We start from the raw sequence: 25784 nt of genomic DNA, 5'->3' as shown, positions 1-25784 counted from the left end.
CGTTCATACCCTAATCCCTTCTATGCGCTATGGCTCTGGACAAGCTGCCTGTATGTCGTCGAATGCTGAAGCAATTGCTCATGCGTGCCCTCCTCGACTAATTGACCGTTCTGGATGACCAAGATATGATCTGCATTCTGAATGGTGGAGAGCCGGTGGGCAATCAGGATCGTCGTCTTGCCTCTCCGGTAATCGTCCAGCCCTTGCTGAATCAGCCGTTCGGTCGTCAGGTCCAGGGCGGAGGTTGCCTCGTCCAAAATCAAAATGTCGGGGTTGCGCAGCAGAGCTCTGGCCAAGGCGAGACGCTGCTTCTGACCGCCAGACAGATTGACGCCCCGCTCTCCCAAGCGAGTCTCGTAGCCTTCCGGCAAGGACTCGATAAAGGTATGAATGTGAGCCAACCGACTGACGTCGTATACCTCCTGCGGACGGTAAGACTCGCCCAATGTAATATTCGTCCAGATCGTGTCAGGGAACAGATACACCTCCTGGGTGACGACGCCAATCCGGTCCCGCCACGACTCGCGTGTCAGATCGCTCAGCTTCGTGCCATTGACCTCGATGCGTCCATCGCCAGGATCATACAATCGGGTCAATAGCTGCGCAAGCGTCGATTTGCCCCCACCGCTACCGCCGACGACTCCGATCTTGCAGCCTACCGGGAAGTCAACCTTTAGCCGATAGAGCGCAGGGCGATTGGAGCCCTCGTAGGCAAATGTGACGTCCCGGAACGTCAGTGCGCGGATCTCGTCCGTCAGCGCCTCCGCCCCGTCCTCGATCTGCTCTGCGGACAGCATGCCCCGCAGACGAATAATGTTCCCGAGCTGCGAGGGGACCTGCATGAGGGCGTTGTATAACTGGCTGACCGCATCCATTAGCTGCCATGCGAATTGATAGAGGATCACATAGCTCCCGAGCGACAAGCTGTCCTGGATGACCAGGTAGCCCCCGTATCCGATAACGAGAAGATGCAAGATCCATTTCAGCGGATCGCTTAACCACAGCTTGCGATTGATCGCCTTGCATTCCCGCATCACCTTGTCGTAATAGCGGTCGAAGCGCCGGTTATAGCGTTCGCGCTCCCAGTCGAGTCGATTGTAAGCCAACACCTCGCGCGTCGATGATATACCCTCCTCGATCACCGCCTGCACCTCGGCATTCGTCTCTTGCGTCGCCAAGGAGGCTGCCCTTAGAGACGGTGCGAGCTTTTTACCCAGCGCGATATAGACGAACGCGAGTCCAAATACGCCTGCGACCATAACCGGATTTTGCAGTCCGATGACGATGGTCAAAATAATAACCTTGGTGGCCGCTTGAAACGCATCGGGAAAATAGCCGGTCATCGTATTGGAGGCCTGGTTAATATCGGTTGTAAAATAGTTGACGTATTTGGCGCTATTTTCTTTGTAATAGGTCGCTGTCGGCAATCTGGAGATACGCTTCATCAGCTTCTCGCTCAGCATACGCGTGAGCAGATGCTCGGACCGAAGCCGAATCTGCCGAGATAGGACGGTAAAGGCGTTGTACAACAGGAAGGAGGCTACGAACACACTTATAATCGGGATAAATAAATGGTATTTCCCCTGAATGAAAATTTCGTCCACGATATACTTGTTGACGCCGACCATGACGGTGTTCATCACATTTTCGAGCAGGAGTATGGAGATCAGCAGGAGCAGCGACCATTTGATGCGCCCGACATACTGCAGCATCCACCGGATATCCTTCATGTCCATCCCCCTCCCTGCCCGCTCGCCGCTAGCTGGTTCAGCCATCCGTTGCGCGACATCAGCTCGTCGTAGCTGCCGGCTTCGGCAATTCTACCATTCTCCACGTACAAGATCCGGTCAAAGTGCTCGATTGTGGTTAAACGATGCGCCACCGCGATCGTTGTCCGCCCCTTCAACAGCCGCTCCAAGGCGCGTTGCACCTCGACCTCGCTCACATTGTCCAGCGAAGCTGTCGCTTCGTCCAGCACCACGATCCGCGGGTTTTTGATGAACATCCGGGCCAAGGAAATCCGCTGCTTTTGTCCGCCGGACAGCTTGATCCCGCGCTCGCCCACTAGCGTATCGTAGCCCTCCTGTATCGCCGAGATGAAGTCATGCGCATACGCAGCCTTGGCCGCTTCCACGATGTCTTGCTCCGTAGCGTCCGGCCGGCCAAACCGGATATTGTCGCGGATCGAAGCATTAAACAAATACGTATCCTGAAACACGTACCCGATCGCATCCCGGAGCTGGGCCAACGACAGCGAAGCGAGCGGCACGCCATCGAGCGTGATGCGCCCCTCCTGCGGATCGTACATCCGGCTGATCAGCTTGAGGATCGTCGTCTTCCCCGAGCCGCTCTCGCCGACGAACGCCACCTTCTCGCCTGCCTTAATCTGAAAGCTAAGCTCATGCAGCGTTTTGTATTCGGGCGCGTAGTGAAAGGAAACCCGATGAAAATGAATTTCTCCCCTGACCTCCTGAAGCACGACAGGAGACGCGCTCTCTTCTATGACAGGCTTGGTCTGGAAAAAGCGGTACAGGCGCTCCGCCTTCAAAAGCAAAAATCGCTGCTCGGTTATCAGACGGATAAAGCTGGTCATATTATTAAGCATAATAAAGCAATAAAACGAAAAGGCCACGAATTGGCCGATCGAGAGTCCGCCCTGTCTGACCAACTGTATCCCGTAAAAAAACAAAACGACCACGCCGAGATACACAGAAATGTAACGAAAGGCCGTCCGAATATCCGCGAACAAAAAATGCGCTCTCGTCGACTGCTGCGCCTTGGCCAGCTGCTCGAGATCCCTGGTCCGCTTCCACTGTTCGCGTCCGTTGAGCCGCAGCTCGACCCAGCCGGATACCGTATCGTACAGCTGGCGGTTATAGGTCACCTGATGGTCGCGCGCCTCCATGCCATGGGCCACCGCTCTCCGCTCGAAATACGGACCGACGGCGTAATAAACCAGAAAACAAGGCAGCAAGGATACGGCCATCTGCCAATGAATCTGGATGAGAAAGCCAAACGACACCATCAAAAGCAGGAAGTCTCGAATGACCTTCGGCAAATATTCGCTATATAGTCGCCTGATGTTCGCCACTTCGAGCTGAAACAATGACAAGGTTTCGCCGACCGGCTTCATTTCATAATAAGCCATGCCCAGATGACGAAGGTGGTTGAACAAAGCCGATTGGAGACGCCGGGTTGCGTTTTCCTGGATAAGGCGCTGCAAATAATTGCGATAAGCCGTCAAGGCGAACATCACGATGACGGCTACCCCTAGCGCGGCCATCACCCACATCAGCTGCGTCATGCTGCGGGCAGGGATAATATCGTCCACGAAATACTGGATGGCCTTGGGGATGCTCAGCTCGACCAGTGTGGCGACGAGACCCGCCAGGATAAAGGCAATTAGCGCAGCCATCTGTTGTCTGGTATAGGAGAGCGCCCATAAAAACAGCTTCACATAGCTCGCCTTGCTCTGACGCTCGGGCTTCATATTGCAGCAATCTGCAACAGCGCTTCGGCGTAAGCTTCATCCGTCAGCGGCTTCGGCGCTTTGTCGGGATTGTAAAAAAAGCTGCCCTGCTCCAGGTCGTACACCTTAAAACCACCGCCCTGTATTTGTCCCCGCACGAACAATGTCCAACAGTCCTCTTCGCCATCGTTCCACGTTCGATGCGCCGTATTGGACATGCCGATGTTGATCGACCCTGCCGTCAACGTTCGATCCTCCACATGTCGGAGCTCGGCCGAGCTCTGATCCGTATCGATAGAGTCGATGTGATAGCTCGATTCGTGGTAGGCCCCTTTCAGGATCACCGATGCAAACGACCAATCATGACTATGAACCTGCGGAACCTTTCCCGCGTTGCCTGCCCGGTTTTTCATCCGATGCAGACGGATCGCAAAATCATTGCGGGGATCGACATACAAGGTGAATTTGTCCATAATTTTGCTAGGAAAGTTCACGATCGCTTTGTAGCGCGCCAACTGCTCCGGGTCTTCCACAATCGCTCTCGCTCTCTCCAGCAAGCCACCAGGAGAGCTCGCCATCACTTGCAATATCGCTGCTGCCTGGCGGAACGTCTCCTCCGTGTCGCTGCTCCAATCCAGCGTCTCCAGACGCTGCAAAAAAGACGACCAATTCATCGCTTCACTCCCTGTTCCTCATGATTCAACAGCTTCCCGTTCGCCAAGCTCAGCTGCGCTCCGTGACGGACGGCCTGACGGGCGTCCTCCACGACCAGAGCGGGGATTCCCTTCTCTCTCAGGATAATGGCGAGATGACATAACAGGGCGCCGCGCTCGAACACAAATCCCGAGACATGGTCCGTCATAACCGCCAGCGTGCGCTTCGGATACTCCGCTACGACGATCGGCTTGTCCGCGCCTTGAAGCACCGAACGGATAAGCGCATGACAGGGCTCGGACTGTACAAGCTCCAGGAATGCCGCTTTGGGCACCACATCGACCTCGCTCAGCACATCGTCGAACAAAGCGTCAAACGTATGGATATCGTCCAATACGCAAGCCTGCCCTTCCGCATAGCCCGAGGACAACACCGTACCGAGCCCAAGCGTCTCGACAAGCGGGCGCGTCTCCTCCGACAGGTCGAAAAACCGGATTTCCTCCCCGTCAAACACCCATTCGATCCGCACCTCGCCGAGCAGCGCGGACAGTTGCCCGGTGAGGCCGACGATCGCAGCCAATTGCCTCTGCGTCAGCTTATGCTCCTCCGCTCGCTCGACCTGTACGCGCACGAAGTCCAGGGCCTGGCTGTCAAAGCGGAAATAGCTATCCACCCGTTGCAGCTTCTCATGAAGCGGCGCCCCTTCCGGCGACAACAAATAGGTGGTGGGCGTCGAGCCTTCGAGCCAGAAGCTGCGGAACCCGCCCGGAAGCGATTCGACATAGATGTTGCCCTCGGCATCGCGACTTGCAAAGCCGCAGCACTGCGTCGCGATATATTCCTGCACGAGCAATCGCAGCGGCGTCGCAAACCCATCCGTCTTCCGAGAGCAAAACGAGTGCAGCTTCTCCTTGGCCATGAGATGAAACGCCCGGCCATCGTATACTTCAAGGTGTGGCGTTCCGAGCTGTCTGCTCAAGCGGGCAATAGCCTCTCCCGCCTGCGCAGCGTCCGCAGGACTAAGCAGATAGCTCACCTTGGACACGTTCACGCCTGCTTTCCTGCAGGCGTGACGGACATGATGTTTTTTGTCGAACCAGCGCCAATGCTTGTCTCGCAGTTCCCCCAGATCCAGTGCAGAGCAGGCGGCGATATCGTCGATGTCGACGATGCAGGCTTGGTCAAGCTCCTTCCTCCGGACCGTCAAGGGGCGAGACTGGACTACATATAGCTGCTGTCGCAAGAGTCCCCATTCCACGTCCACTGGACCGCCCGATAGCGCCTCCAGCTCCGAGCAGAGTTGTCTTAGCTCGAGCAGGGTCTGAGTCGATAACAGCTTGCCGGGCTTCACCTGCCCATACCTGGGGACCATCGACGTCTCGCCCGTGCTGATGCCCGATACGATCTGCTCAATGCCGCCCGGCGCGGCGTTAATCGCCATCACATCCCGCTCCATCGCTGGATCGGGCGACTCGCTAAAAGCGACTCCCCCCACCTCGAACGCCAAATACTGCTGTATAATCACCGCTGTGCCTTCGCCAAAGTTGCCCTGGACGTATACGCCCTGCGAGTACGCCGAAGCAAAGCAGGACAAGACGGCATCGCCGAGCTGCTCTATCGTCTGAATGCCCGTTACCGAACTATATTGGCCAGCCATGCTGGAGGTCGATGCATCCTCGCTCGCAGCGGAGCTTCTTGCCGCCAGTGTGCCGTATGCCTCCAGCAGCCGCTCCAGCTCAGCGCGCAGCAGCGCCGGCAGCTCCAGTCCCATGATCAGCTTTTGCAGCTTGTGGAAGCGATTTAATACGCCGTCATCCTCCAGCAGCCTTCGGAAAACATCTTGCTGTTGATTGTGCAGCAAAAGCTCGTCCAAGTAGACGCGGGGGATGACGTATCCGGGAGGCACCCGGAATCCTCTGGCGATCAGATGACCTAACTGATAGGCTTTGTTCCCCACGTTTGGCCGCTCCCGGTCTTCAAAGCTCCCCAGTTTCCATAACAAGCGAATCGCTCCCTACGCCATATTTCTCCTCCAACAACGTTACGATCAGTTCCGCCGTCTTGAATTTATCGAGCATTAAATCATCATCCTCAAACAAGAAGTCGAATTCGCTCTCCAGCCGAACGATCAACTGGATCGTCTTCATGGAATCGAGCTTCAGGTCGTCAGGATCGACCGAGCCGTTATAACCCTCTGTCCCCTCCAACACGTCGCGGAGGATGGCTTGCACCTTACCTAGCAACGACAACCTATTGGATGGCATAATCCTGCACGCCTCCCGCCGCCAAGATGTGCTTTACTCGATCCGGCCACTCGTCCAAGTCCGGGCCGTACTCGCATAACAGCAAATACACCCAGCGATCGACGCCAAACGCTACGCAGCCCGAGTGCACAGGCTGCCGGCTGCGATCTGTAATCCGAAACTGACGAGTCAACGAGTCGTGGACGTGATTAAACGAGGCAATCGAAAACTGTTCGTCGCCGGTCTGCGCCACCAGCTCGTATTTCATCTCCGCCATGATTTGATGGAACGCCATCGGATTGTCCTGCGGGTAATAGAACGGATCGGCCGCGGTCTCGATCCTGCCCGTAAGGCCAAGCTCGCAAAACAAGGTCCACACCTCCGTCATGATTGCGCTCCGAAGCTCCGACACCGTTTGTTCATCTCCAAGATAGACAATCTCTCTCATCTGGAATTCCTTGAGGCGGTAGCTGCTCTTCCTCCAGGTCGCCTCATGGCGGAAGCAATGGCCTGCCGAGCTGATGACGACAGGCTGATCCACGATAGAGTCGCTGAACTCCTCGTAACAGTGAAAGCAGACGGCCGGGGTCAGCGCCCGCTCGCCCAGTCTGGCATGCTGGCGATAATCGCCCGTCGCCTTGATTTGCTGCAACGCGTCATACTGATGCGGAATCTCGGAAATCATGTACAGATTCTGGGGGAAATACGATACATAATTGCATTTCTCCATCGTCTCCAACGAAATGGAGGCCGAGTACCGCCTTCGCTCCGAGGCATACCCGTCTGCCAACCGGGCCAACCTCGCATCCACAGCTTCGAATATGGCGAGTGCAGCGCCTTCGTAACGCATCCCGTCGAATACGGGCCGCTGTACCGAGCCTAGGACGTTCGCCTCCATTTTCTCCGTCTCGCAGATGACGCGCTTGCCAATCTGTCTTTCCTTCAACGATGACTCGATCAACTTTTCGACTATTGTCGCAAGTGCTGGCGCATGGTCCGGGTCATCAAGCTCCACCACGACCTCATGCGAGCTCTCGTCATAGCGACAAGAGCTCATCTGCTCATACGAGTAACTTAACTTGAAGCTTAAGCTCTCCGCCTGTGCAGCATTCAGTCGTCCATGCAAGGCGTATCGAAATACCATCCGGTTACCTCCCATCAGCTCTCGAAAAAGTGAGGCATGCTTTCTAGCTCTTCCTTATTGTCGGAAGCGAATAGCCTTGCCCAGAAGCTCTTCTTCCACGTCCTCGCTTCGCCAAAATCGCTCGTCCCGTAGGTGTGGAGCCATTGCAGATCATCCCCGATGCCGATCGCGTCCATCAGCGCTTGCTCGTACCCGTCATCATAGATTTGTTGAAGGTAAAATAGCGTGAAGAAAAGCGCCTTCTCCAGTCCGTATTCGCGGGCAAACGCCACCGCCTCCAAAAGCTCCTCGCGGCTCATCTTGCGCAGCACGTATTCACGCACATCGCAAAATTTAATGAGGTTAATATCCTTCTCAAAGACGATCCATGCCGCATGATTAGCTTCCTTGTACAAATGGCAGCAAAGATGCGTAAAAAAGTCGCTGGGCCTGAGCACGGGATGGGGAGACGCCGTCTCCTGCTCAAGACGTGAGATCATATGCTGCACCGGGCCCGTCTGTCTCTCGAAGCTGAAGCAGAAGTCAAAGGAAACCTCTCGCAAATACGGCGATGGACTTTGCTTCTGGTACGGATACAAATTGCTCATCATGGTCCTCCACTTGATCTGACGCGCTCGACTGATCGGCTTGATCAATCCGTCCGACCGATCCAGCTCCCCCTGGATATACCCAAGCGATCGCATTAGCTCGTCCACCCGGGCTCTGTCCTCGAAGTCGATCATACAATCCATGTCGTTGACCGATCTGACGCCCAGGTCACCATAGACATGTTGGATCAGATAGCCGCCCTTCAGCGGCGAGACGGGGATGCCCGCAGCCTGGAAGGCCGTCAGCACCTCTTCGAGCTGCGCCAGATAGACCCGGTTTCTTTCTCCGGTGCCGAGGTAGATGAGCTGCGCCATTTCCTGCAATCTGCGCGGCATGTAATCCTCGTAGTTCCGGTCGTATACATTTTTCCACAGCAGGGGCAAGACGCGATTTTTGATAGCCATGTTGTGGATGGCATACCAGTCCAGCGACGTATTCCCCACCGCCTCCCGCAGCTCGCTTTCGTCCGCCTGGCTGAACGTCGCCCGGGAGAGCAGCAGCACCAGCTTTTGCTCAGGCGCAAGTCCCTCTCTGCCTTCCATGCTTTCCCACCCTCTCCCTAATAAAGGTTGTAGCTTAGGCTCAGTAGAGGGCGTTGCCTCAACGCCTCGACCAGGCTGCTGCAATTGACTCTGGACGGAGGCAGCTCCAGTGCCCGGATGACTGCGCCGAGCGCGCGCCAAAAGCGGTCCTGGCAAATGTGACGATACTCCTCCTCCGTGGTCGCCAGCGAAATCATAGCCAGCGCGCTTGCAAAATTGCGAATGGCAGGCCAAGCTTCGCCGTTCTGATGCATATACTCGACAACCCGTCCCATGCTTGCGTCATAACGCGCCTTCGCGGCATAGCGACGGGTGCGGAGAGAAGCAAGCTCCTCTCTGACGTCCGCCTCCGAGGCGTGGCTGAGGATCTGCTCCACCTCCTGCAGTGCCTGCCGCTCCTCGTCCTGCGGGTCCTTCAGCATCGGCAGCGTCTGGATATCGAAATGGCTGTAATGCTTGATGTAGTGCCGGTAATCGGCGGACCGCAGCTTGCCGCCGCAGCGCAAATAGGTAAGCGCAAGCTTCAGCTTGCCTCGCCGCAGCAACAAGCGATGCGGCATAATCTCGCTATACGAGAAGCTGTCCATCTGGATCGGCTCTCGCCCTTCGCAAAGCGCAGCCAATCGATCTCTGTACCACTGCAACGGCAGCATCGCATTAAACTCCGTCAGCGCCAGCACTCTGCCGTGCGCATCGAGCGAAGCCTGGAGCAGCTCGGGGGTCAGGTCGCCAAGCTCGACTGCCCGCTCGAATACCCTTGACGCTTCGTTGAAGGCTCGCAGCTCGCGCCAGGTCAGCTCTCTAAGCCTGGTTTTAAAGCTGATGCTGGTCCGGATGCCGTCCCGCAGCGAGCCGGAGACGTGGAAAAACCGTTCCAATGGAAGATGTGAAATCGTCTTCTCGACACGTTGTCCGTAGGGCTCTTCCTCGCCAAGCAACACCTGAGGCACATTCAGTACGCCCGCTCCGTAAAGGTCGTTGCGAATCATCTCGTAAAACGGTTCGCCCGCTACGATGTGCTCCCCGTCCTTGTACCATTTCCAAAACATTACGCTCTCCCCCTGATCAGCCCGGCCGGGCGACAATCCCGAAGCGCGCCAGCGAGTAACCGGTCAAATAACGGAGCAAGGGGGTCGCCCGGAAGCAGCAGCTCCTCTACCCCATCCGTAACGATCTCGCAATCCGGGCCTGCAGCCTGCAGCAGCTTCCTCCATTTGTTCATCCATCGCTTTTCGCTGGCCGGCGAGGCGTTCACGGCTTCCATCGCCTGTATGAGCCAGGCATGCACATAGAGCCGTTCCGTAGGCGCTGGCAGCCCGCTTGGCTGATGAACGGAGGGCCTGTCCACAGCCTCGTACACTTTGCCGGTAGAGCCGTTCACCCGATACCACACGCCATCCTGCAAGCTCCCTCGCTGGACGCCACCGACGCAGGGGATATTCCACTCCCTGGCGATAATTGCGCAATGGCTCAGTGGCGATCCGTCGGATATAAGCAAAGCGGCGGCTTTGGTCAAGATCCTGATAAAATGATCCGGTATCCAGTCCATGACCAGAATATCTCCAGCCTCAATGCGGTCTAAGTCTTCATCCTTATTGATGTTCCTCACTGGACCGATCCCTTCTCCGGCCGAGATCGGCTTGCCCGTCAGGATCAGTCGGCCCGCGGATGATGGCTCTGGCTCCGCATCGTACGCTTCCACAACCTTGGAGCTTGTCAGCGGGCGCGCCTGCAACACTCGCGGCTCGTCGTGGTGCCAGCACCATTCGATATCCCAATCCCCTGACCCGAGCGGGCCGTCCTGCAGGGCATATAAAGTCTCGGCCAAGCGCAGCACGTTGTCCCGTTTCAGGACAGGGCTATTCGCAGGCTGAGCATGCCGTTGCGGGAGCACCTGACACAAATAGACGGCATTTCGGTCGTCGGTGTCGTACGGGTACAGATCGATCTCGCTTTGCTGATGCTTGATCGTCATCTGCTTGTGGAGCATGGTGACCGCGCTCTCATTGGCGACATAACAGATTCCTTTGGCATGGATCTCCAGCTCCGGCTCTGCTCCTCGATGGGACAGGGTGTAGGAATCTGCAGGCACTCGCCCCGAGACAACGCCTACCCCAAGCCCATACGTCGCCGATATATGCAACCGACCCTCCGTAAGAAATGCGACTCCTGATGCCGTCGCATCGAGAAACTGCTGCACCACGACGGCCATGGGCAAGAGCGGATGCTTCCGCTGCTGGGCGTAAGCGACCGCATCCGGTCCGTAAGCGCTTTCCCAAACCTCCCGTACGGCCCTGATAAATTCGCCAAAGGTGGTCACGTTCAGAACGGATGTAAAAACGCCCGCGTAGCTGCTATGCTGTCCGTCCTCCAGGACAGCCGATGAGCGCACGCACATGCGTCCAGGCATCGCATCGTACACCTCGCGCAGCCACTCCAACTGATGCGGCTGCCATACGGCATGCTTAAGCGCATGACGAATCTTCCCGATCATCTCCGGCGTTGGCGTCTGCCCATCGGCTACGTCCAGTCCATGATCGGCCAGGAAGCGTACCAGCATCTCTGTCGTAAAGACGATCCCGTCGGGAATATGGACCTTGGACCGGAGCAAGCGACCCAACATTTCGCCCTTGCCCCCTACCTGCGCTACCTCCGTTGCCTCCCTCAATGGGACATACATCGCCATCTCGCGGATCGCCCCTCTCGTTTCGAGATCTATCAACTGTTTCTATTTTTACCTATAAATATATAGGATTCGACGACAAATAACCAGATTTTATGTACAATTTGATATTTTCTTTAGATTCTTTTAGACTTTTGGGTTAAAAGGTATGTTAATGTAAATTTAGGCCAAAACGAGAAAAGGAGGGACTTTTGCCTTTGATCAAAATACTTCCGCTATACGCCGAAAATGTCTTTCAATCCTATTCCTATCACGCCTATATGTCCTCTATTCTGTTGGATGACCGCAAGGATGAAGACGCGAACGTTAGGTATTCAAATTTGAAAGTCGACGACTGCAACCCACGCTGGTATCAGCAAACGATTGGCGATGGGGAGGGTTCGCAGCCTATTGAAGCGACTGTCATGGAAGAGCTTGAAGAGCTGAACCGGGCTTGGTGCCATAAGGGCGACATTACGGGCCGCAGCGATAACTTCCAGTATCTGTATGCGCAAGCGGAGGCCGGCGGGCATAAGGGAATCGAAGTGCGGATCGAACAGATCAAATTTACGTCTGTCTGGGCTAAAGCCGGATTGATGCTAAGAGAAAGCCTTGCCGCCGATGCCAGATATGTCTATATCTTTGCCACTCCAGCGATGAACGGCGGCGTCATTCAGTGCAGGGAACAGACAGGCAAGGAAAATACGATGCAGTTTGCTCTGGATGCGACCCCGCCGGTCTGGTTAAGGATCGAGCTGCACGAGGGGGAAATTACGTTGATGTGCGGCAAGGAACGAGGACACTGGGATTTCTCAAAACGTGTGGACCACCTCTTCCCTGCCGGTATGTATATGGGGTTGGCCCTATGCACGCCAGAGGAGCACGCTCACATGAACTGGTACGCCTCCACTTATATTCAATTGTACAGCTACAAGGATTTCAGCATGAATCGCATTCCTTTTGATTTCCAGATTGGCTTGCATAAGGACGGAGACTTTTATTTTTGCTGTCCCTATTTGAGAACGCAGGCGATAAGACATTCCTTGATCGAGCGTCTGGAGAGCAGCGGCAACGATCTGATTCGCTTGATGCTGCAGTTTATCGATGACGGGAATTATGTCGATGTCGAGATGAATGAATTTTTTGTTCCCGACCGCAAAGCTTATGGCAAGTATAATCGGATGCACGGCAGCTTGATCTATGGCTATAACACCGAAACACAACTGTTCTACCTGGCCGGATATGCAGCAGGCAATGTGTTCAAGCAAAGCCAAATGACCTTCGAGCAATTCCGCCGCGCATTCGACAGGGATCGAGATAAAAATATTCGCTTGCTCCAGTTGCATCATTACCGCAGCTTTGCGCTCGACACCACCGCCATCCGGGATCAGCTTACGCATTATATGAACGCCACTAACGCACAGCCTGGCTTGTCCATGAACGTCCAAGCCGAGCCCAAGATCGTCTATGGCCTGGAGGCCTATGATAGCCTCATCCATAACCTGCCGTTGCACCTACAGGATATCCGCCCGCTTCAGGTTGTCTATGAGCACAAACGGATGATGAGTCTGCGCCTCGAGCATTTGCATCGTCTCCAGGCGCTGGATCATCTGACCTTCGAGTGGTTATCCGAGGAATATCGCAATCTCGAACGACTGGCGTTGTTATGCCGCAACCTGCAATTAAAAAATGCGGTCACGCCAAATACGCGCTATGTCGATTCGATGCTGGCTAACATCATGAAAATTAAAACCAAGGAAAGTGAGCTGCTGCCGTTGCTTTTGGAGCAACTACCGTAAGGCCAAGGCAAATGCCAAGACAACCCCTGGATCAGCACTTGGCTATACAGAGGTTGTCTCGCTTCCTTATATAGCTGCGCGCTCCGCCCGCAACGTCTGCTGCAGCAACGCGATATCCAGCTCGGCAGGCTGGACGCCCTGGCGAACCGACAGCGCAGCCGCCGTGCCTGCTGCCTGGCCCGTCGCCATGCAGCTAGGCGTCAGTCGGGTCGTCGCAAGCGCCTCGTGCGAGGTCGATATGCAGCGGCCTGCCGCCAGCAGATTGGGCCGGTTCACCGAGAGCAAGCAACGATAGGGGATATCGTACGCGCCATCGCCGGAGATCGAGGCTGCCGTCACGCCTCTGCCCGATGGATCGTGAATATCGATCGGGTAGCCGCTGCGAGCGATCACATCATCGAACTTCCGTCCCTGCACCACATCCTCCTGCGCCAGTCTGTAATGGCCGACGATCCGCCTGGACTCGCGGATGCCGATCTGGGGCGCTACCGCCGAGATGGAAGCCCGCTCGAAGCCCGGCACATCCCGCTGCAGGAACTCCGCCATCATGAGCACCTGCTTGCGTCCCTCCTGCTCCGCCCGTGTCAGATCCTCGGCGCTCGTCGCGTCCAGTCCTTGCACCCGCGTACAGTTAATCAGCACCTCGTCATCGGCTGGACCGGCGAAGAACAGCACCTGGTCGCGATTAATCGGCACGCCGGATGTTTGCCAATGGCTGTAGAAGCCGCTGACACCCGTAAGCGGCAAATCCTGAAGCTCCGCGATCGGCGTCTTGTGGTAAAACTCCTCGGGATGCGCCAGCATATAAGCCTTGATCTTCGCCAGATCAACGCCGCGCATCCGGAACTTCATCGTCATCGGCTGGGACTGATGGTCACCATCCCGTCCTTGCAAGGTGCGGGCACCGGACAGGTAGGCCACGTCGGCGTCGCCGCTCGTATCGACGAACACCTGGCCGCTCACCCACGAGCGCCCGGATTTATTGGTCACCTGGATCGCCTCGATCCGCTCCCCCTGCACCGCCACCTCATCCACGAAGCTGTGCAGCAGCAGCGTAACTCCAGCCTCGCGCAGCATATCTGTCGCGACCACCTGGTAGATCTCCGGATGATAAGGCGTCACTGTCCGCACGAAGCCCACCGTATCCCGCAGATGTCCCGGCGAGCCGCCGCGCGCCTGGAGCCGCTCGACGATCTCCTGCGCGATCCCCTTAATCACTTGCTCGCCGCTATCGGTATGAAAGGTCATCCACGGGTAGACCATCGCCGCCGTCGACATGCCGCCGACAAAGCCATAACGCTCGATCAGTACCGTTCTCGCGCCTTGGCGTCCCGCAGCGATTGCCGCTGCAATGCCCGCAGGTCCGCCGCCCACGATGACGACATCCATCTCTATCTTGTTAGGCATCATATTATCCCTCCTGATCCAACTCTGTTGTCCATCTCTGCGGCAGCGCCGCATTATTCCTTCAGTCCCGTCATGGCGACGCCTTCGATAAACCGCCTCTGAGCCATGAAGAATACCGCCAGCAGAGGCACCGTCGCCATAACGGTCGCGCTCATCAGATGATGCCATGCCGTGCCGATCTCGTCCGTAAATAGCGATAAGCCGAGCGGCAGCGTCATCAACTCGCGAGTGTTGATAAAGATGAGCGGGTCAAAAAACTCATTCCATACCGTGACAAAGGTAAAGATGGTCAGCGTCGCAAGACCGGGCTTGGCAATCGGCAGCATGATCTGCGCGTAGATACGAAATCGATTGCAGCCGTCGATCATCGCCGCCTCCTCTAGCTCGGTAGGCACCGTTATAAAAAACTGTCGCATGACGAAGATGCCGAACACGCCGCCCGCGCCAAAAATCGGCAACAGAATCAGCGGCAAATGCGTATCGATCCAGTTCAGATCGCGCATAAACAGAAACATCGGAATCGCTGTCACCTCGTGGGGAATCATCATGGCGCTCAGCAAGACGAGGAAGACGGCATTGCGACCCGTAAACGGAATTTTGGCAAAGGCGTACCCGGCAAGCGATGCGAAAAAGACGGTTCCGATGACAACCAGAAATGCGATATAGATACTGTTGAAATAAAATCGCTCAAAGGGAATGAGCGAAAATACATCGGCATAGTTTTGCCACTTGAACGTCGTCGGGAAAAGCTGCGGCGGATACGTAAAAATAGCCTGCGGCTCTTTGAAGGAGGTGGATAGCATCCATAGAAACGGCACAAGCATCACCAGCGAGACAGCCGTCAATACGCCGTATACCCCCGTTGCGGACAATACTCTTCGAACGGCGGTATCAGGTGTCGCTTTCATTGAATACCCACCTCTTCCTAAGCTGCCATTGCAGCAGCGTCAATACGAGCACTACAAAGAACAGGACAAAGGCCAGCGCAGACGCATACCCCATCTGGAACAGCTTGAATGCTTTCTCCCAGATGTAATACACCAGCACCTTCGTACTGTTGCTCGGCCCGCCCTGGGTCATCACATAGATCTGCCCGAACACCTTGAGAGAGCCGATCACGGTCATCACCACCGTCAAAAATACGGTCGGCGTAATCATCGGCAGCGTTACGTGAAAGAAGCTTCTCGTCTTGCCCGCCCCGTCGAGCATCGCAGCCTCATAGAGCGAACGCGGCACCTGCTGCAGCGCCGCGATGAACAGCACCATGTTCAAGCCGACGTTTTTGAGCACGCTGGTGACGATGACAGCCGGCATCGCCAGCTTCTCGTCATATAGCCAGGCCGGGCCCTCGATGTTCATCATGAGCAGCATCTGGTTGATCAGACCGGAATCGGTGGCGAACATATATTTCCATACGATCGACCAGACGATCAGCGAGGTCATGACCGGCACGAAGATCGCCGTGCGGAACAAGCCGATACCCTTCATGCTCTTGGCCAGCAGCAGCGCCAGTAGCAGCGCCAACACGATGTTGAACGGCACCAGACCCGCTGTAAAATACAACGTATTGCCGAACACCTTCCAGAACACATCGTCTGTCGCAATCGTCCGGTAATTATCCAGACCGATGAACGCATGCTCTCCGAGAAGCGGCCAATCCATCAAACTCATATACAATGCTCTCCCCATCGGGAACAACAGAAGCAGCGTAAAGCCCAGCACCATCGGCGATACAAACAACCATCCCGTCCGTTGCGCCTCCCGGGCAAGCGGGCCGCGCCTTCGTCTCTTGCTTGCCTTCATAACCTCCACCGCCTCTAGCTCAATCTATCGATCGCATCGCGGAATCGGCTGACCGCCCTGCGCAGTCCGTCCTCCGTCTTGCCTGTCACAATGGCGCCCAGCATGATCGCCGAGACCCCTGCATCATGCAGGACCCGGACATCCTCCGGAACCAGTCTTCGTTGCGAGGGCAGCAGGATCGGCAGACCCGAATGCTGGGCCAGATAACGGTAATTCAGCACATCGGCAAAGCTGAGCGGCGTCCCGTATTCGCTCCCCGGTACGATCGAGGCCTCCAGCGCGGTAAAGCCGAAATGACCGGCGCCCCTCACCCGCTCAAACTCATACGTCGCATCGATGGCGAACGTCTGATCCAGACCATGATCCTCCAGCATATACGACGGCAGAAGGTGCGCGTAGATGGAATAAAAGTCAAACCCCATCGGTGCTAGCCGCGTTAGGTCCTCCCGCGATCCGTTCTCCAGACTGCCGGAAGGGACAACGCCTAACGGCCCGTCGAACTGGCCACGAATCTCGCGGAATACGGCTTCATACGCACTGAGCGGTCCAAAATGGGTGCCGCTCGCCCGATGCCCCACGTTAAAGTGCACCTTCAACGCATCGGCGCCTTCCTCCAGCGCCGCCTGGGCCAACGACGCATCGTTGGCAGGCAAGCTGATGAACAGCGATAGCTTCCGGCGTTCTAGCTGCTCCTTCAATTTCCCCATCTCTTCGTCCCTCCTAGCGGTTTAGAATGGCCTCTACGTCGCGCTGCATCTGTGCCAGACTGTCCGCTGTTGTGCCCGATCTGCCAAACAAGCGGTCAAAGCCTTGCAGAATCGCATTGTCGATATCCTGCCATAGCACATGTCCCGGGATGATGCGCGCCTTGGGCATCTCCTCGATGACGGCCTGGAGGATATGCTCCTTGGGCGGATTGTTAGGCTGGTTCAGAAATGCATCGTCGTTAAGCACCGAGGTGCGCGGCGGCACGAAAAACGTCGAAGTCGCCTGGATGCCCGATTGACTGGCAAAAAACTTCAACAGTTTTTTCGCCTCCTCTGGATGCTTGCTATCCTTGAACAACGTATAACCCGCTTGCCCCAGCATCGATACGCTGCCCTGGCTGCCTGACGGCATCGGCGCGATACTCCATTCGAAGTTCGTGATCTCGCGCGCCTTGGACACATAGCTGTAGACGTCGAAGAACATTCCGACATTGCCCGCATCGAAGCTTACTTGCTCGCCCGCCTTCGGATGCGATTGGTCGTCGAACATCATGCGATCCAGCATCTCCATCGTTTCAACCCCGTACTGATCATTCCATGTAAAGGCTGTCATATCATCGTTGAACGGGCCGCTGCCGTTGGACCAGGAGTAGGAGGAGAGCGCGACCCACGTCTTCCAATCGCGGAAGAAATTAGCGCCGTATACCCGATCTTGCGCGTTTGTGTTTGCTATGGCTTTGGCAGAAGCCTCGAATTGCTCCCATGTCCAGTTGCCCTCGACTGCCAGGGTGTTCGGATCGGTGAGACCCGCCTGATCGAACAAGGCTTTATTATAGAACATAACAATCGGCGGCGTAGAAAACGGCAAGCCCAGCAGCTGGTCGCCTTCGCGGAACAAATCAAGCGTGCTTGGGATGTAGTCCTCCAGATTAAATTCGGCATCGTTTTTGAATTCCGATACATCCGCCAAAATCCCGTTTTGCTTGAATTGCGGAATCATCCGCTCCGATACCCAGGCCAGATCAGGCAATGATTTGCCCGCGGCCAGCACCGAAATTTTTTGCTGGTACTCTGTGAACGGGACCGATTCCATCTTCACCTTGATCCCTGGATGCTCGCTCTGGAACTCGGCGATCAGCTTCTCGTACACGTCCATATGGCTCTGGTTGCCCCACATCAAAAACTTCAGCTCCACCTCGCCTTGCTGAACGGCGCTCTCTGGCGCTTCCGTCCCAGAGCCGACGGGATCGGAGCTTTGGCTGCTGCAGCCTGCCGCCAGACCGAGCAGCATCACCGCGCTTAATGCCCATCCTGCCTTCTTCATGCGAATCCCCCTCATTTAACCAGTAGTAGATGACGTCTATAAGTATAGCTAAGGCAGCTCCCGTCCTTAAATCACGTGGATTGCAGAATTGGTACGGTTTCTTTATGGATTGGGCCGCTCGCCGGAAGAGCCGGGAGCGACAGCCGAATCAAACTGGTTGCGGTATTCGCCCGCCGTCATGCCGCATTGTTGCTTGAACACAAGCATAAAATGCTTTGGGCTCTGATGACCGGACAGTCTGGCGACATCGTAAATTTTCAGCCGAGTATGGGCGAGCAGCCATTTGGCGCGTTCCATTCGTGCCTCGGATACGTAGTCGGAATAGTTGCAGCCCGTTTCATTTTTGAATAGCTGGCTCAAATACGTCGCGTTCAAGCTGACGCGATCTGCCACCGTCTGCAACCGCAAATCGCCGTCAATATGCAGCTTGACATGCTCCTTTACATCCCGGATGAGCTTCCTTGCATCTCCGGGCTCATGCTCCATCCGCTGCATACCGGGAAGGAGCGTTGCAGGCGTCGATACGCCATATCGTTTGTCCAGCAGCAGCCTGGCCCTCTCCAGGGCAGACACCAGCTCATGGCGTTCGATCGGCTTCAACAGATAATGCAGCACGCCGTACTGGATTGCCTTTTGCGCATACTCGAATTCGCCATAGCCGCTCAGGATCATCACCAACAGCTCGGGATACATCTGCCTGACCTTCTCTACAAGCGTCAGTCCGTCCATCTCCCGCATCCGGATATCGGTAATGATCAGATCCGGCACCTCCGACTTCATGTACATTAGCGCCTCCAAGCCGCTCCCCATCTCGCCGATCACCTCGTACGAGGGAGCCGATTGGCCGATCAGCTCGCGCAGTCCTTGCCGGATGACCTGCTCATCCTCAACCAGCAGCACCTTATACATCCTGCCTCTCTCCTTCCTCCGCTATGGATATCGTTATCGTAACTGCCAGCCCCTGTCCCGGACTGCCATCTACGCTCACACTGCCGCTGTCGCCGTATTGCAGCTTGATCCGCTGACTAATATTCGCCAGTCCCATCCCCCCCTCGCCGCTGCTTTGCAGCGATACGCTGGAGGGTAAGCTGTCAAGTGTCCGGTTCAGCGCCTCGATCTCCGCTTCATCCATCCCTGTGCCGTTATCCCTTACCGTAATAAGCAGCTCCTGCTCGAATCGCAAGGCCGAGATCCAGATCATCCCGCCATCCTCCCGGCCACCCAGCCCGTGGTATATCGCATTCTCCACCAACGGCTGCAGCGTCAGCTTGGGGAGCCGCAGCTCCTCCACCTGCGGCTCGATATCATAGATAACCTGCAGCTTGCCGCCGTAGCGCATCTGCTGGATGCGGACGTACGAATCGACAAAATCGATCTCTTCCCGCAACACTGCCAACCGTCCGGCCTTGCCAATCGTATACCGCAGCAGCTTGCCCAGCGCCGACACCATATCAGACACCGCCCGATGCTGTTGTTGTACAGCCATCATGTTGATCGATTCAAGCGTATTGTAAATAAAGTGCGGGTTGATCTGGCTCTGGAGAGCGGACAGTTCCGCTTCCTTCTCCCGGAGACCCAGCACAAACACCTCGTGAAACAGGCGATTCAGCTCATCCATCATCCTGTTGAAGCCACGGCCGAGCTGACCGAACTCATCGTTGCTGAGCGGACTGATCCGTTTGCTGAAGTCGCCTTGCTCGACGCCGGACATCTTGCTCTTGAGCTGGATCAGCGGTTGCGTCACCCGATAAGACACCACCACAGCGAGCGCTATCGCCAGCCCAATGCAGATCATGGCTAGCCATAGCGTAAATATCATTAAAGTTCGGGACTCCTTCTGTATGACATCAAGCGGCGTCAGCCCGATCACCGACAATCCGGTATGTGGCGAGTGATGACGAACGAACAGGTAATCCTCTCCCTCCAGCCGTTCCCGCTGGCCGCTAGCAAGCACAGATAGCCGCTCCTGCCGGGTCAGCGCTTCATAGACGGATGCGCCACCGTCCGGCACCCGCTCATACAGCAGCCGCTGCCGCTCGTCGACGATCATCAGGCTCGCTGCGTTCTCCACCTTCAGATTCGCCAGGATGCCGGCGAGGGCATCCACCTTGACATCAATGATGCAATAGCCCAGGCGCTCCAGCGACTTGGGCTCCCGGATCACTCTGGCTACCGAGATGTACGTCGATGCGTCTGCGCGGCTATAGTAGGATGGACGGTGCGGCGGGATGATCTGCCATGCGCCGTCGGTTCCGGCCAGCGTGCGGAACCACGCGTCGCGATTGCCATCCCAGGCGGAGTCGATCGCCAACGCATCTACATTAGAGAACAGGATGCCGCTGTTGCTCAGCAGGTGGATGCCACGTATCTCTGGACGATCATAGGCTTGCGCCGATGTATACAGCTTCATCTTCAGATAATCCTCCGACAACGCCCAGGTGCCAGTGCCCATCGCGCCATTGTACTTGGCCAGGATCGATAGCAACTGCTCATCATATAACGGCATCAGCGACAGTCGCTCCAGCTCCTTGAGCAGGCGGTCGAGGTTCGCATTGACTTGCCCGGCGATATCGATCGTATATTGCTCTGTCTTGTCGTTCATCGTCGCCGAGAAGTGATGGTACGTCACGATCCCTTGCAAGGCTAGCGGCAGCAGGATGAGTATCGTAAACAGCAGCAGCAGCCTCGTCCGCATCTTGCTTTCGTTCAAATGACTCCCCAACCCTCTTAGCACACTTCCACCCCGTTACCTTTTGTTGGTCTTGCTAACGATGCACTGATCTTATCGTATAATGCGCCTGGATTGAATCCTAGCCTCTACCCTTTGGATATGGTGCGATATCTTCTGATGGTGAAGGCGCTTACCAAAATCCGAACATACAAGCGGGATGACCGTTGACATCAAAGGTGCGATCGTCTATAAAGAGTACAAAGAGAAATGCGGGAGGGAACAAAAATGGAGAATAACAGCGAGGAGCTCACCGGCGGCAGGATCGGCAAAATCAGTCGTCAGGATGATGTCGTCATCCGTCCGGCCAATGTGTGGACACCGGCGGTCCACCGCTTCCTGCGCTTCCTGCATGTGGACGGAGCGGACTTCGTGCCGATCCCCTATGGGATCAATGAACAGCAGCAGGAGATCGTGTCGTATATGCCCGGAGAAGTGTACAACGATCCACTGCCTGAGCTGCTGCTACAGGATGCGGTGCTCGTCTCGGCCGCGGAGCTGCTGGCGAGATTCCACAACCACAGCGCGAAGTATGTGGCCCGGCTCGAGGGGAATGAGCCCTGGATGCTGCCGGCGCAGCAGCCCGCAGAGGTGATGTGTCACGGCGACTATGCGCCATACAATGTAACGATCTCCGGAGGCCAACCGGTCGGGATCATCGACTTTGACACGCTGCACCCGGGGCCGAGGATGTGGGATGTCGCCTATGCGATCTATCGTTGGGTTCCCTTCACTGATCCCGCGCGTGGCGAGTCCGCGATCGGGCTGGAGGAGCAGATACGCAAGGCCCGGCTGTTCCTGGACGCTTACGGGATGGACGCGGCGGACCGGCAGTCGTTTGTCCCCGTGCTCCTGCGCCGCTTGACGAGCCTGACCGACTTCATGCAGCAGGAGGCCGCCCAAGGCAACGAGGATTTCCAGCAGCATATTCAGGCCGGGCATCTGCAAGTGTATTGGGACGATATGGCTTATGTAAGCAAGCATGCGGGGCGGAACGTGTTATAACCGCTCCACGGGCACAGAGCATGTTCATATCGTCTCGATCCCTTCGGCTTCATCCATCCCTACTCCACTACTCCGGTTTAATTACGCAACGTTGTTGCGTTTTTTTTGATTTCTTTACAAGAAATCCAAATTCCAATTTGACAGCATGCTGTCAATGTGCGGATGATGGTCGCATGGTAGAATATCCAAAACCCGATGATCCCCTAAGCAGATTTGTAATCGGCATCTTCCGTGTCAATGGCGCTCTTATGCGCAATGGAGACCGGATTACCAAAGCAATCGGACAGAGCAGCGCTCGCTGGCATGTGCTTGGACAAGCAAGCTTCCAACCACAAACCGTTGCATCCATTGCCCGCAATGTGGGCCACGCACGACAAAGCGTTCAGCGTGTCGCCGATCTGCTTGTGCGCGAAGGGCTTGCTACATATGCCGATAACCCGAAGGACAAACGCGCCAAGCTGCTTTTCGTCACCCCTGAAGGCGAAGCTGCCATCACTCAGATTAATGCGCGCAATGCTGCGTGGGCAGCGGACATCCTGCCCAAGCTGGATGCCGACAAGCTAGCGGAGATGTCAATGCATCTTGAACAAGTGGCCGCGATTTTCGAAAAAGACGAACAAGAAAAGGAGTAGGGCCGGTTCGGCCCCTTGATTTGCAAACTCGAGTACACTGCGCGCCCTTCCGAGAGGAGACATGAATAGTCTATGGATCACCAACAGCGTTTGTCAGAGGAGGACCCATTCTTAATTGAATTGGACAAGCAAGATCCAGCAAGAGTAATACTGGGAACAGGCTTTCACTCGGACATCGCAGAGATCAATGGCATAAGGATGCATTTTGTTTCAGGCGGCACCGGGAAAAGCGTTATCATGATCCATGGGTTTTCCCAGGACTGGTATGCGTTCAAGGAGCTCATGCGCTTGCTCGTTCATGAGTATTCGGTTATCGCCGTTGACTTGCGCGGGATTGGCAAGTCAAGGACTGTTCCGCCCGGCTATGATGCGGTAACGTTGGCAAATGATATCCACGCCCTGGTAAAACATCTCGATATCGAGAACCCATATCTGGTAGGTCATGATATGGGTGGGATGGTGGCCTATGCCTACGCACGCCTATACCCGAACGAAACCTATGGCGTGGCGGTACTCGATGTCCCGCTGCCCGGCACGCCAAGTACAGACCTCATGGTTAAGATGCCTTTCTTATGGCACTTTGGCTTTCATCGACTTCCCAAATTACCGGGCTTCTGATTGGCAACCGCGAGTATGGCTACTTCCGCCGCGCGTTTTTTCATCGATTTGCAAAAAACAAGCAAGCGATGACCGATGCGGATATGCGCCACTACGCCAGTGCCTATCGGCATCGGGATCAGCTTCGGGCAGGGCTTGGTTTATACCGGACCTACCGGCAAAATCAATCGTTCATGAGATCGCATCGGGAAACGCTCGACGTGCCGATAGTCATAATCGAGAGCGATTATGGCTCCAGTAAGCCCGGACCGACAGCCAAGCAGTTGCAGGAGAAATTCGGCTGCCGCCATGCTACTGCCATAGTCGTTGCAGGCTGCAGGCATTTTATGCCGGAAGAACAGCCTCAGGCCATCGCAGACCTGATCCAAAAATCGCTTCTCGCGATAGGCTCGGGGAGCTAAACAATGGAGAAAGACCGTTACTTTCGGACGATCAATCATGGTCCGAAGACAGCGGTCTTTTTGGGTTCTCGCATGTCGTTTGGTCAAACCAAGCAGCCCTCTCTCCAAGTCGTGCAAAACGTCATTGACAAACCACGTTCTACAGGAGTAGAATGAACCCGTGATCATTCTACTGCAGTAAAATAGTGATTGAGAGGAGCTGAACGATGCAAATCAAATTGTTTGATTCCGAGCTAAAGATCATGGATGTCCTCTGGAAAAATGGTGACACCACAGCCAAGCGACTAGCCGAAATGTTGAAAGAACAAGTCGGATGGAACAAAACGACAACCTACACGCTAATCAAAAGATGCATTGACAAAGGGGCCATCGAGCGTATTGAACCTAACTTCGTCTGCCGCCCCCTTGTTACAATTGAACAGGCCAGAGAGCTTGAAGTTACGGAGCTTATTAACAAAATGTATGATGGCGCTACCGACAAGCTTGTCGCTTCTCTATTAGGTAGTAAAAATCTGCAACCGGAAGAAATCGAACGATTAAAAAAGCTCATCAACAGTCTGGAATAAGGAGAAATGGTTATGAGCTTGCTAACCATGAGTTTTTCCGCTTCTGTTTTTATTCTGGCTATCGTCATCATCCGAACCTTGCTGCTGCACAAGCTGCCGAAACGAACCTTTATCGTTTTGTGGGGTGTGGTGTTATGTCGCCTGCTGATCCCTTATGACGTTTCATCGCGTTTCAGTGTTTACTCGATTGCTCATACGCTGACCAGCCGATTTTCCGGAACGGATGTATCGCTGAATGGAGCATCTGTCACGCCGCACCCTACTGGTATAACCGCTACTGCCGCAACGCTTCCAGCAGCATCCAGTGCCCCTGTCCCTCTTTTCATGGTGATCTGGCTTATCGGCTCCATAGCATGCGCTTTGTTCTTCCTTGTCACGCATCTGCGCTGTCGCCGGGAATACAAAACCGCCCTTCCGGTTAATCATGCATTCGTGAAGCGCTGGCAGCAAGAGCATCCCTTGCGGAGGAAGGTTCGCATCCTGCAGTCGGACCGTATTTTCTCCCCCCTGACTTACGGGATATTCCGGCCCGTCGTGCTGTTGCCGAAGCATATGGACTGGACAGACGAAGCCCGTTTGCGATATATCTTGACGCATGAGTTCGTTCATATCCGGCGTTGGGATACATTGACGAAGCTAGTGATGGCGGCAGCTCTATGTATCCATTGGTTTAACCCTTTGGTATGGCTGATGTATGTGCTTTCGAACCGGGATATGGAGCTGTCCTGTGACGAAGCCGTTGTCCGGACATGTGTTGGAGACGTACGGTCGGAGTATGCCCTGACCTTGCTCGGATTGGGCGAGAGGAAAAGTCGCTTTATGCCACTTGTGAACAACTTTAACAAAAATGCGATTGAAGAAAGGATTGTATCGATCATGAAGATGACTAAAACTTCCCTTGTCGGAGCAATAGCGGCCTTACTCTTGGTAACCGGTACCGTAATCGTGTTCGCTACCAATGCACCAAGCGTCACCGCGACGAACACACCCGTAACCGATGAGACTCGCGGCATCGAGATGTCAGGCACAGATTTCCCGGAGAACAAAGCGAATGGATCGGCACTTACGGACAGTGCCTCCACGGGAGAGGCAAGCAAGGGACCGGATGCGCTGAGTTCGGAAGACACGATGACCGCAAATGAAATAGAGCAATTGTATGCCGTGTATGCGCCTTTTGGCCTGACGTATGATAAAGAAAAGGACAACTTCTACTATAACGGGAAGCTCGTACGGACGTTTGTTGACATCCTGTCGTCCAATGGAGAAGCGATGGATAGCGGGAAATTCCAGGGAAGTATAAATCAGTGGATCAGTAGTGACGACAAGGGCGAGATCGACGTCAAGGCCGTTCGCGATTATAACAAACCCAATGGCAACGGAGAGGGAGAGCTAATCGGCATTGAGATTGTAAAATAAGCACTGCAAGGCCGGATGTTTTGTTAGTTCATAACAGGTAAGATCGCGGTAAAACGATTGAACACTCCCGCCACCT

General features: G+C 55.4%; 23 protein-coding genes. 7 read left to right on the top strand and 16 right to left on the bottom strand.

The window, feature by feature from the left end:
- Nucleotides 1-20 precede the first annotated feature (20 nt).
- From PA598K_RS16595 to PA598K_RS16555, 9 genes are read right to left on the bottom strand one after another with little or no spacing between them, the layout of a single operon-like run.
- Nucleotides 21-1730: an ABC transporter ATP-binding protein gene (locus PA598K_RS16595; protein WP_185602032.1), complete on the bottom strand. Its 1710-nt coding sequence runs from the start codon at nucleotides 1728-1730 to the stop codon at nucleotides 21-23.
- Complete coding sequence (locus PA598K_RS16590) at nucleotides 1727-3490, bottom strand: ABC transporter ATP-binding protein (protein WP_128658038.1); 1764 nt, start codon at nucleotides 3488-3490, stop codon at nucleotides 1727-1729. Before PA598K_RS16590 ends, PA598K_RS16595 begins: the two co-directional genes overlap by 4 nt.
- Nucleotides 3487-4143: a hypothetical protein gene (locus PA598K_RS16585; RefSeq protein ID WP_128658037.1), complete on the bottom strand. Its 657-nt coding sequence runs from the start codon at nucleotides 4141-4143 to the stop codon at nucleotides 3487-3489. Before PA598K_RS16585 ends, PA598K_RS16590 begins: the two co-directional genes overlap by 4 nt.
- The gene (locus PA598K_RS16580; protein ID WP_128658036.1) at nucleotides 4140-6080 is read right to left on the bottom strand and encodes a PEP/pyruvate-binding domain-containing protein; all 1941 of its coding nucleotides are present in this window, start codon (nucleotides 6078-6080) and stop codon (nucleotides 4140-4142) included. The genes PA598K_RS16585 and PA598K_RS16580 overlap by 4 nt, the downstream gene beginning before the upstream one ends.
- A 19-nt stretch (nucleotides 6081-6099) precedes the next feature.
- Nucleotides 6100-6387, bottom strand: coding sequence for an acyl carrier protein (locus PA598K_RS16575; protein WP_128658035.1), 288 nt, complete (start codon nucleotides 6385-6387; stop codon nucleotides 6100-6102).
- Nucleotides 6374-7510, bottom strand: a complete 1137-nt coding sequence (locus PA598K_RS16570) for an aminoacyl--tRNA ligase-related protein (protein ID WP_185602031.1) — start codon at nucleotides 7508-7510, stop codon at nucleotides 6374-6376. Before PA598K_RS16570 ends, PA598K_RS16575 begins: the two co-directional genes overlap by 14 nt.
- Nucleotides 7511-7524: 14 nt before the next feature.
- Nucleotides 7525-8640 carry a nucleotidyltransferase domain-containing protein gene (locus PA598K_RS16565; protein ID WP_128658033.1) on the bottom strand — a complete coding sequence of 372 codons (1116 nt, stop codon included), beginning with the start codon at nucleotides 8638-8640 and terminating at the stop codon, nucleotides 7525-7527.
- A gap of 17 nt (nucleotides 8641-8657) precedes the next feature.
- Nucleotides 8658-9689: a hypothetical protein gene (locus PA598K_RS16560; protein ID WP_128658032.1), complete on the bottom strand. Its 1032-nt coding sequence runs from the start codon at nucleotides 9687-9689 to the stop codon at nucleotides 8658-8660.
- Entirely contained in the window at nucleotides 9689-11320 is a 1632-nt protein-coding gene (locus PA598K_RS16555) for a PEP/pyruvate-binding domain-containing protein (protein WP_260405449.1), read from the bottom strand. Before PA598K_RS16555 ends, PA598K_RS16560 begins: the two co-directional genes overlap by 1 nt.
- Before the next feature lie 194 nt (nucleotides 11321-11514).
- On the opposite strand from PA598K_RS16555, the gene PA598K_RS16550 reads away from it, so the two are divergent.
- Nucleotides 11515-13101: a hypothetical protein gene (locus tag PA598K_RS16550; protein WP_185602029.1), complete on the top strand. Its 1587-nt coding sequence runs from the start codon at nucleotides 11515-11517 to the stop codon at nucleotides 13099-13101.
- 66 nt (nucleotides 13102-13167) lie between these two features.
- On the opposite strand, the gene PA598K_RS16545 is transcribed toward PA598K_RS16550, so the two are convergent.
- From PA598K_RS16545 to PA598K_RS16515, 7 genes are all read right to left on the bottom strand, one after another.
- Nucleotides 13168-14508, bottom strand: coding sequence for an FAD-dependent oxidoreductase (locus tag PA598K_RS16545; protein WP_128658051.1), 1341 nt, complete (start codon nucleotides 14506-14508; stop codon nucleotides 13168-13170).
- A 53-nt stretch (nucleotides 14509-14561) separates the two neighbouring features.
- The gene (locus tag PA598K_RS16540) at nucleotides 14562-15416 is read right to left on the bottom strand and encodes a carbohydrate ABC transporter permease (RefSeq protein WP_128658029.1); all 855 of its coding nucleotides are present in this window, start codon (nucleotides 15414-15416) and stop codon (nucleotides 14562-14564) included.
- Nucleotides 15400-16311 carry a carbohydrate ABC transporter permease gene (locus tag PA598K_RS16535; protein ID WP_128658028.1) on the bottom strand — a complete coding sequence of 304 codons (912 nt, stop codon included), beginning with the start codon at nucleotides 16309-16311 and terminating at the stop codon, nucleotides 15400-15402. The genes PA598K_RS16540 and PA598K_RS16535 overlap by 17 nt, the downstream gene beginning before the upstream one ends.
- A 14-nt stretch (nucleotides 16312-16325) precedes the next feature.
- The gene (locus tag PA598K_RS16530; RefSeq protein ID WP_128658027.1) at nucleotides 16326-17018 is read right to left on the bottom strand and encodes a hypothetical protein; all 693 of its coding nucleotides are present in this window, start codon (nucleotides 17016-17018) and stop codon (nucleotides 16326-16328) included.
- A 13-nt stretch (nucleotides 17019-17031) separates the two neighbouring features.
- A complete protein-coding gene (locus PA598K_RS16525) occupies nucleotides 17032-18342 on the bottom strand; it encodes an ABC transporter substrate-binding protein (RefSeq protein ID WP_128658026.1) in 1311 nt (436 codons plus the stop codon).
- Between the two features lie 102 nt (nucleotides 18343-18444).
- The gene (locus PA598K_RS16520) at nucleotides 18445-19251 is read right to left on the bottom strand and encodes a response regulator transcription factor (protein WP_128658025.1); all 807 of its coding nucleotides are present in this window, start codon (nucleotides 19249-19251) and stop codon (nucleotides 18445-18447) included.
- Nucleotides 19244-21052, bottom strand: coding sequence for a cache domain-containing sensor histidine kinase (locus PA598K_RS16515; RefSeq protein WP_260405446.1), 1809 nt, complete (start codon nucleotides 21050-21052; stop codon nucleotides 19244-19246). Before PA598K_RS16515 ends, PA598K_RS16520 begins: the two co-directional genes overlap by 8 nt.
- A gap of 246 nt (nucleotides 21053-21298) precedes the next feature.
- Here PA598K_RS16515 and PA598K_RS16510 point away from each other — a divergent pair, with 246 nt between their 5' ends.
- The 6 genes from PA598K_RS16510 (at nucleotide 21299) to PA598K_RS16485 (ending at nucleotide 25708) form a co-directional block, all read left to right on the top strand.
- Entirely contained in the window at nucleotides 21299-22075 is a 777-nt protein-coding gene (locus PA598K_RS16510; RefSeq protein WP_185602028.1) for a phosphotransferase enzyme family protein, read from the top strand.
- 173 nt (nucleotides 22076-22248) lie between these two features.
- Nucleotides 22249-22707 (top strand): MarR family winged helix-turn-helix transcriptional regulator, encoded by a 459-nt coding sequence (locus PA598K_RS16505; protein WP_128658023.1) that lies wholly within the window; start codon nucleotides 22249-22251, stop codon nucleotides 22705-22707.
- 72 nt (nucleotides 22708-22779) lie between these two features.
- The gene (locus tag PA598K_RS16500) at nucleotides 22780-23325 is read left to right on the top strand and encodes an alpha/beta fold hydrolase (protein ID WP_128658022.1); all 546 of its coding nucleotides are present in this window, start codon (nucleotides 22780-22782) and stop codon (nucleotides 23323-23325) included.
- The gene (locus PA598K_RS16495; protein WP_128658021.1) at nucleotides 23280-23726 is read left to right on the top strand and encodes an alpha/beta fold hydrolase; all 447 of its coding nucleotides are present in this window, start codon (nucleotides 23280-23282) and stop codon (nucleotides 23724-23726) included. Before PA598K_RS16500 ends, PA598K_RS16495 begins: the two co-directional genes overlap by 46 nt.
- 206 nt (nucleotides 23727-23932) lie before the next feature.
- Nucleotides 23933-24292: a BlaI/MecI/CopY family transcriptional regulator gene (locus PA598K_RS16490; protein WP_128658020.1), complete on the top strand. Its 360-nt coding sequence runs from the start codon at nucleotides 23933-23935 to the stop codon at nucleotides 24290-24292.
- A 12-nt stretch (nucleotides 24293-24304) separates the two neighbouring features.
- Nucleotides 24305-25708 (top strand): M56 family metallopeptidase, encoded by a 1404-nt coding sequence (locus PA598K_RS16485; protein ID WP_185602027.1) that lies wholly within the window; start codon nucleotides 24305-24307, stop codon nucleotides 25706-25708.
- Nucleotides 25709-25784 lie beyond the last annotated feature (76 nt).

The sequence above is a fragment of the Paenibacillus sp. 598K genome (assembly GCF_003851045.1).
In the GTDB taxonomy this organism is placed as follows: Bacteria; Bacillota; Bacilli; order Paenibacillales; family Paenibacillaceae; genus Paenibacillus_D.
The sequence above is the reverse complement of the archived record's forward strand: the minus strand, read 5'-3'. Positions and strand labels throughout refer to the sequence as shown.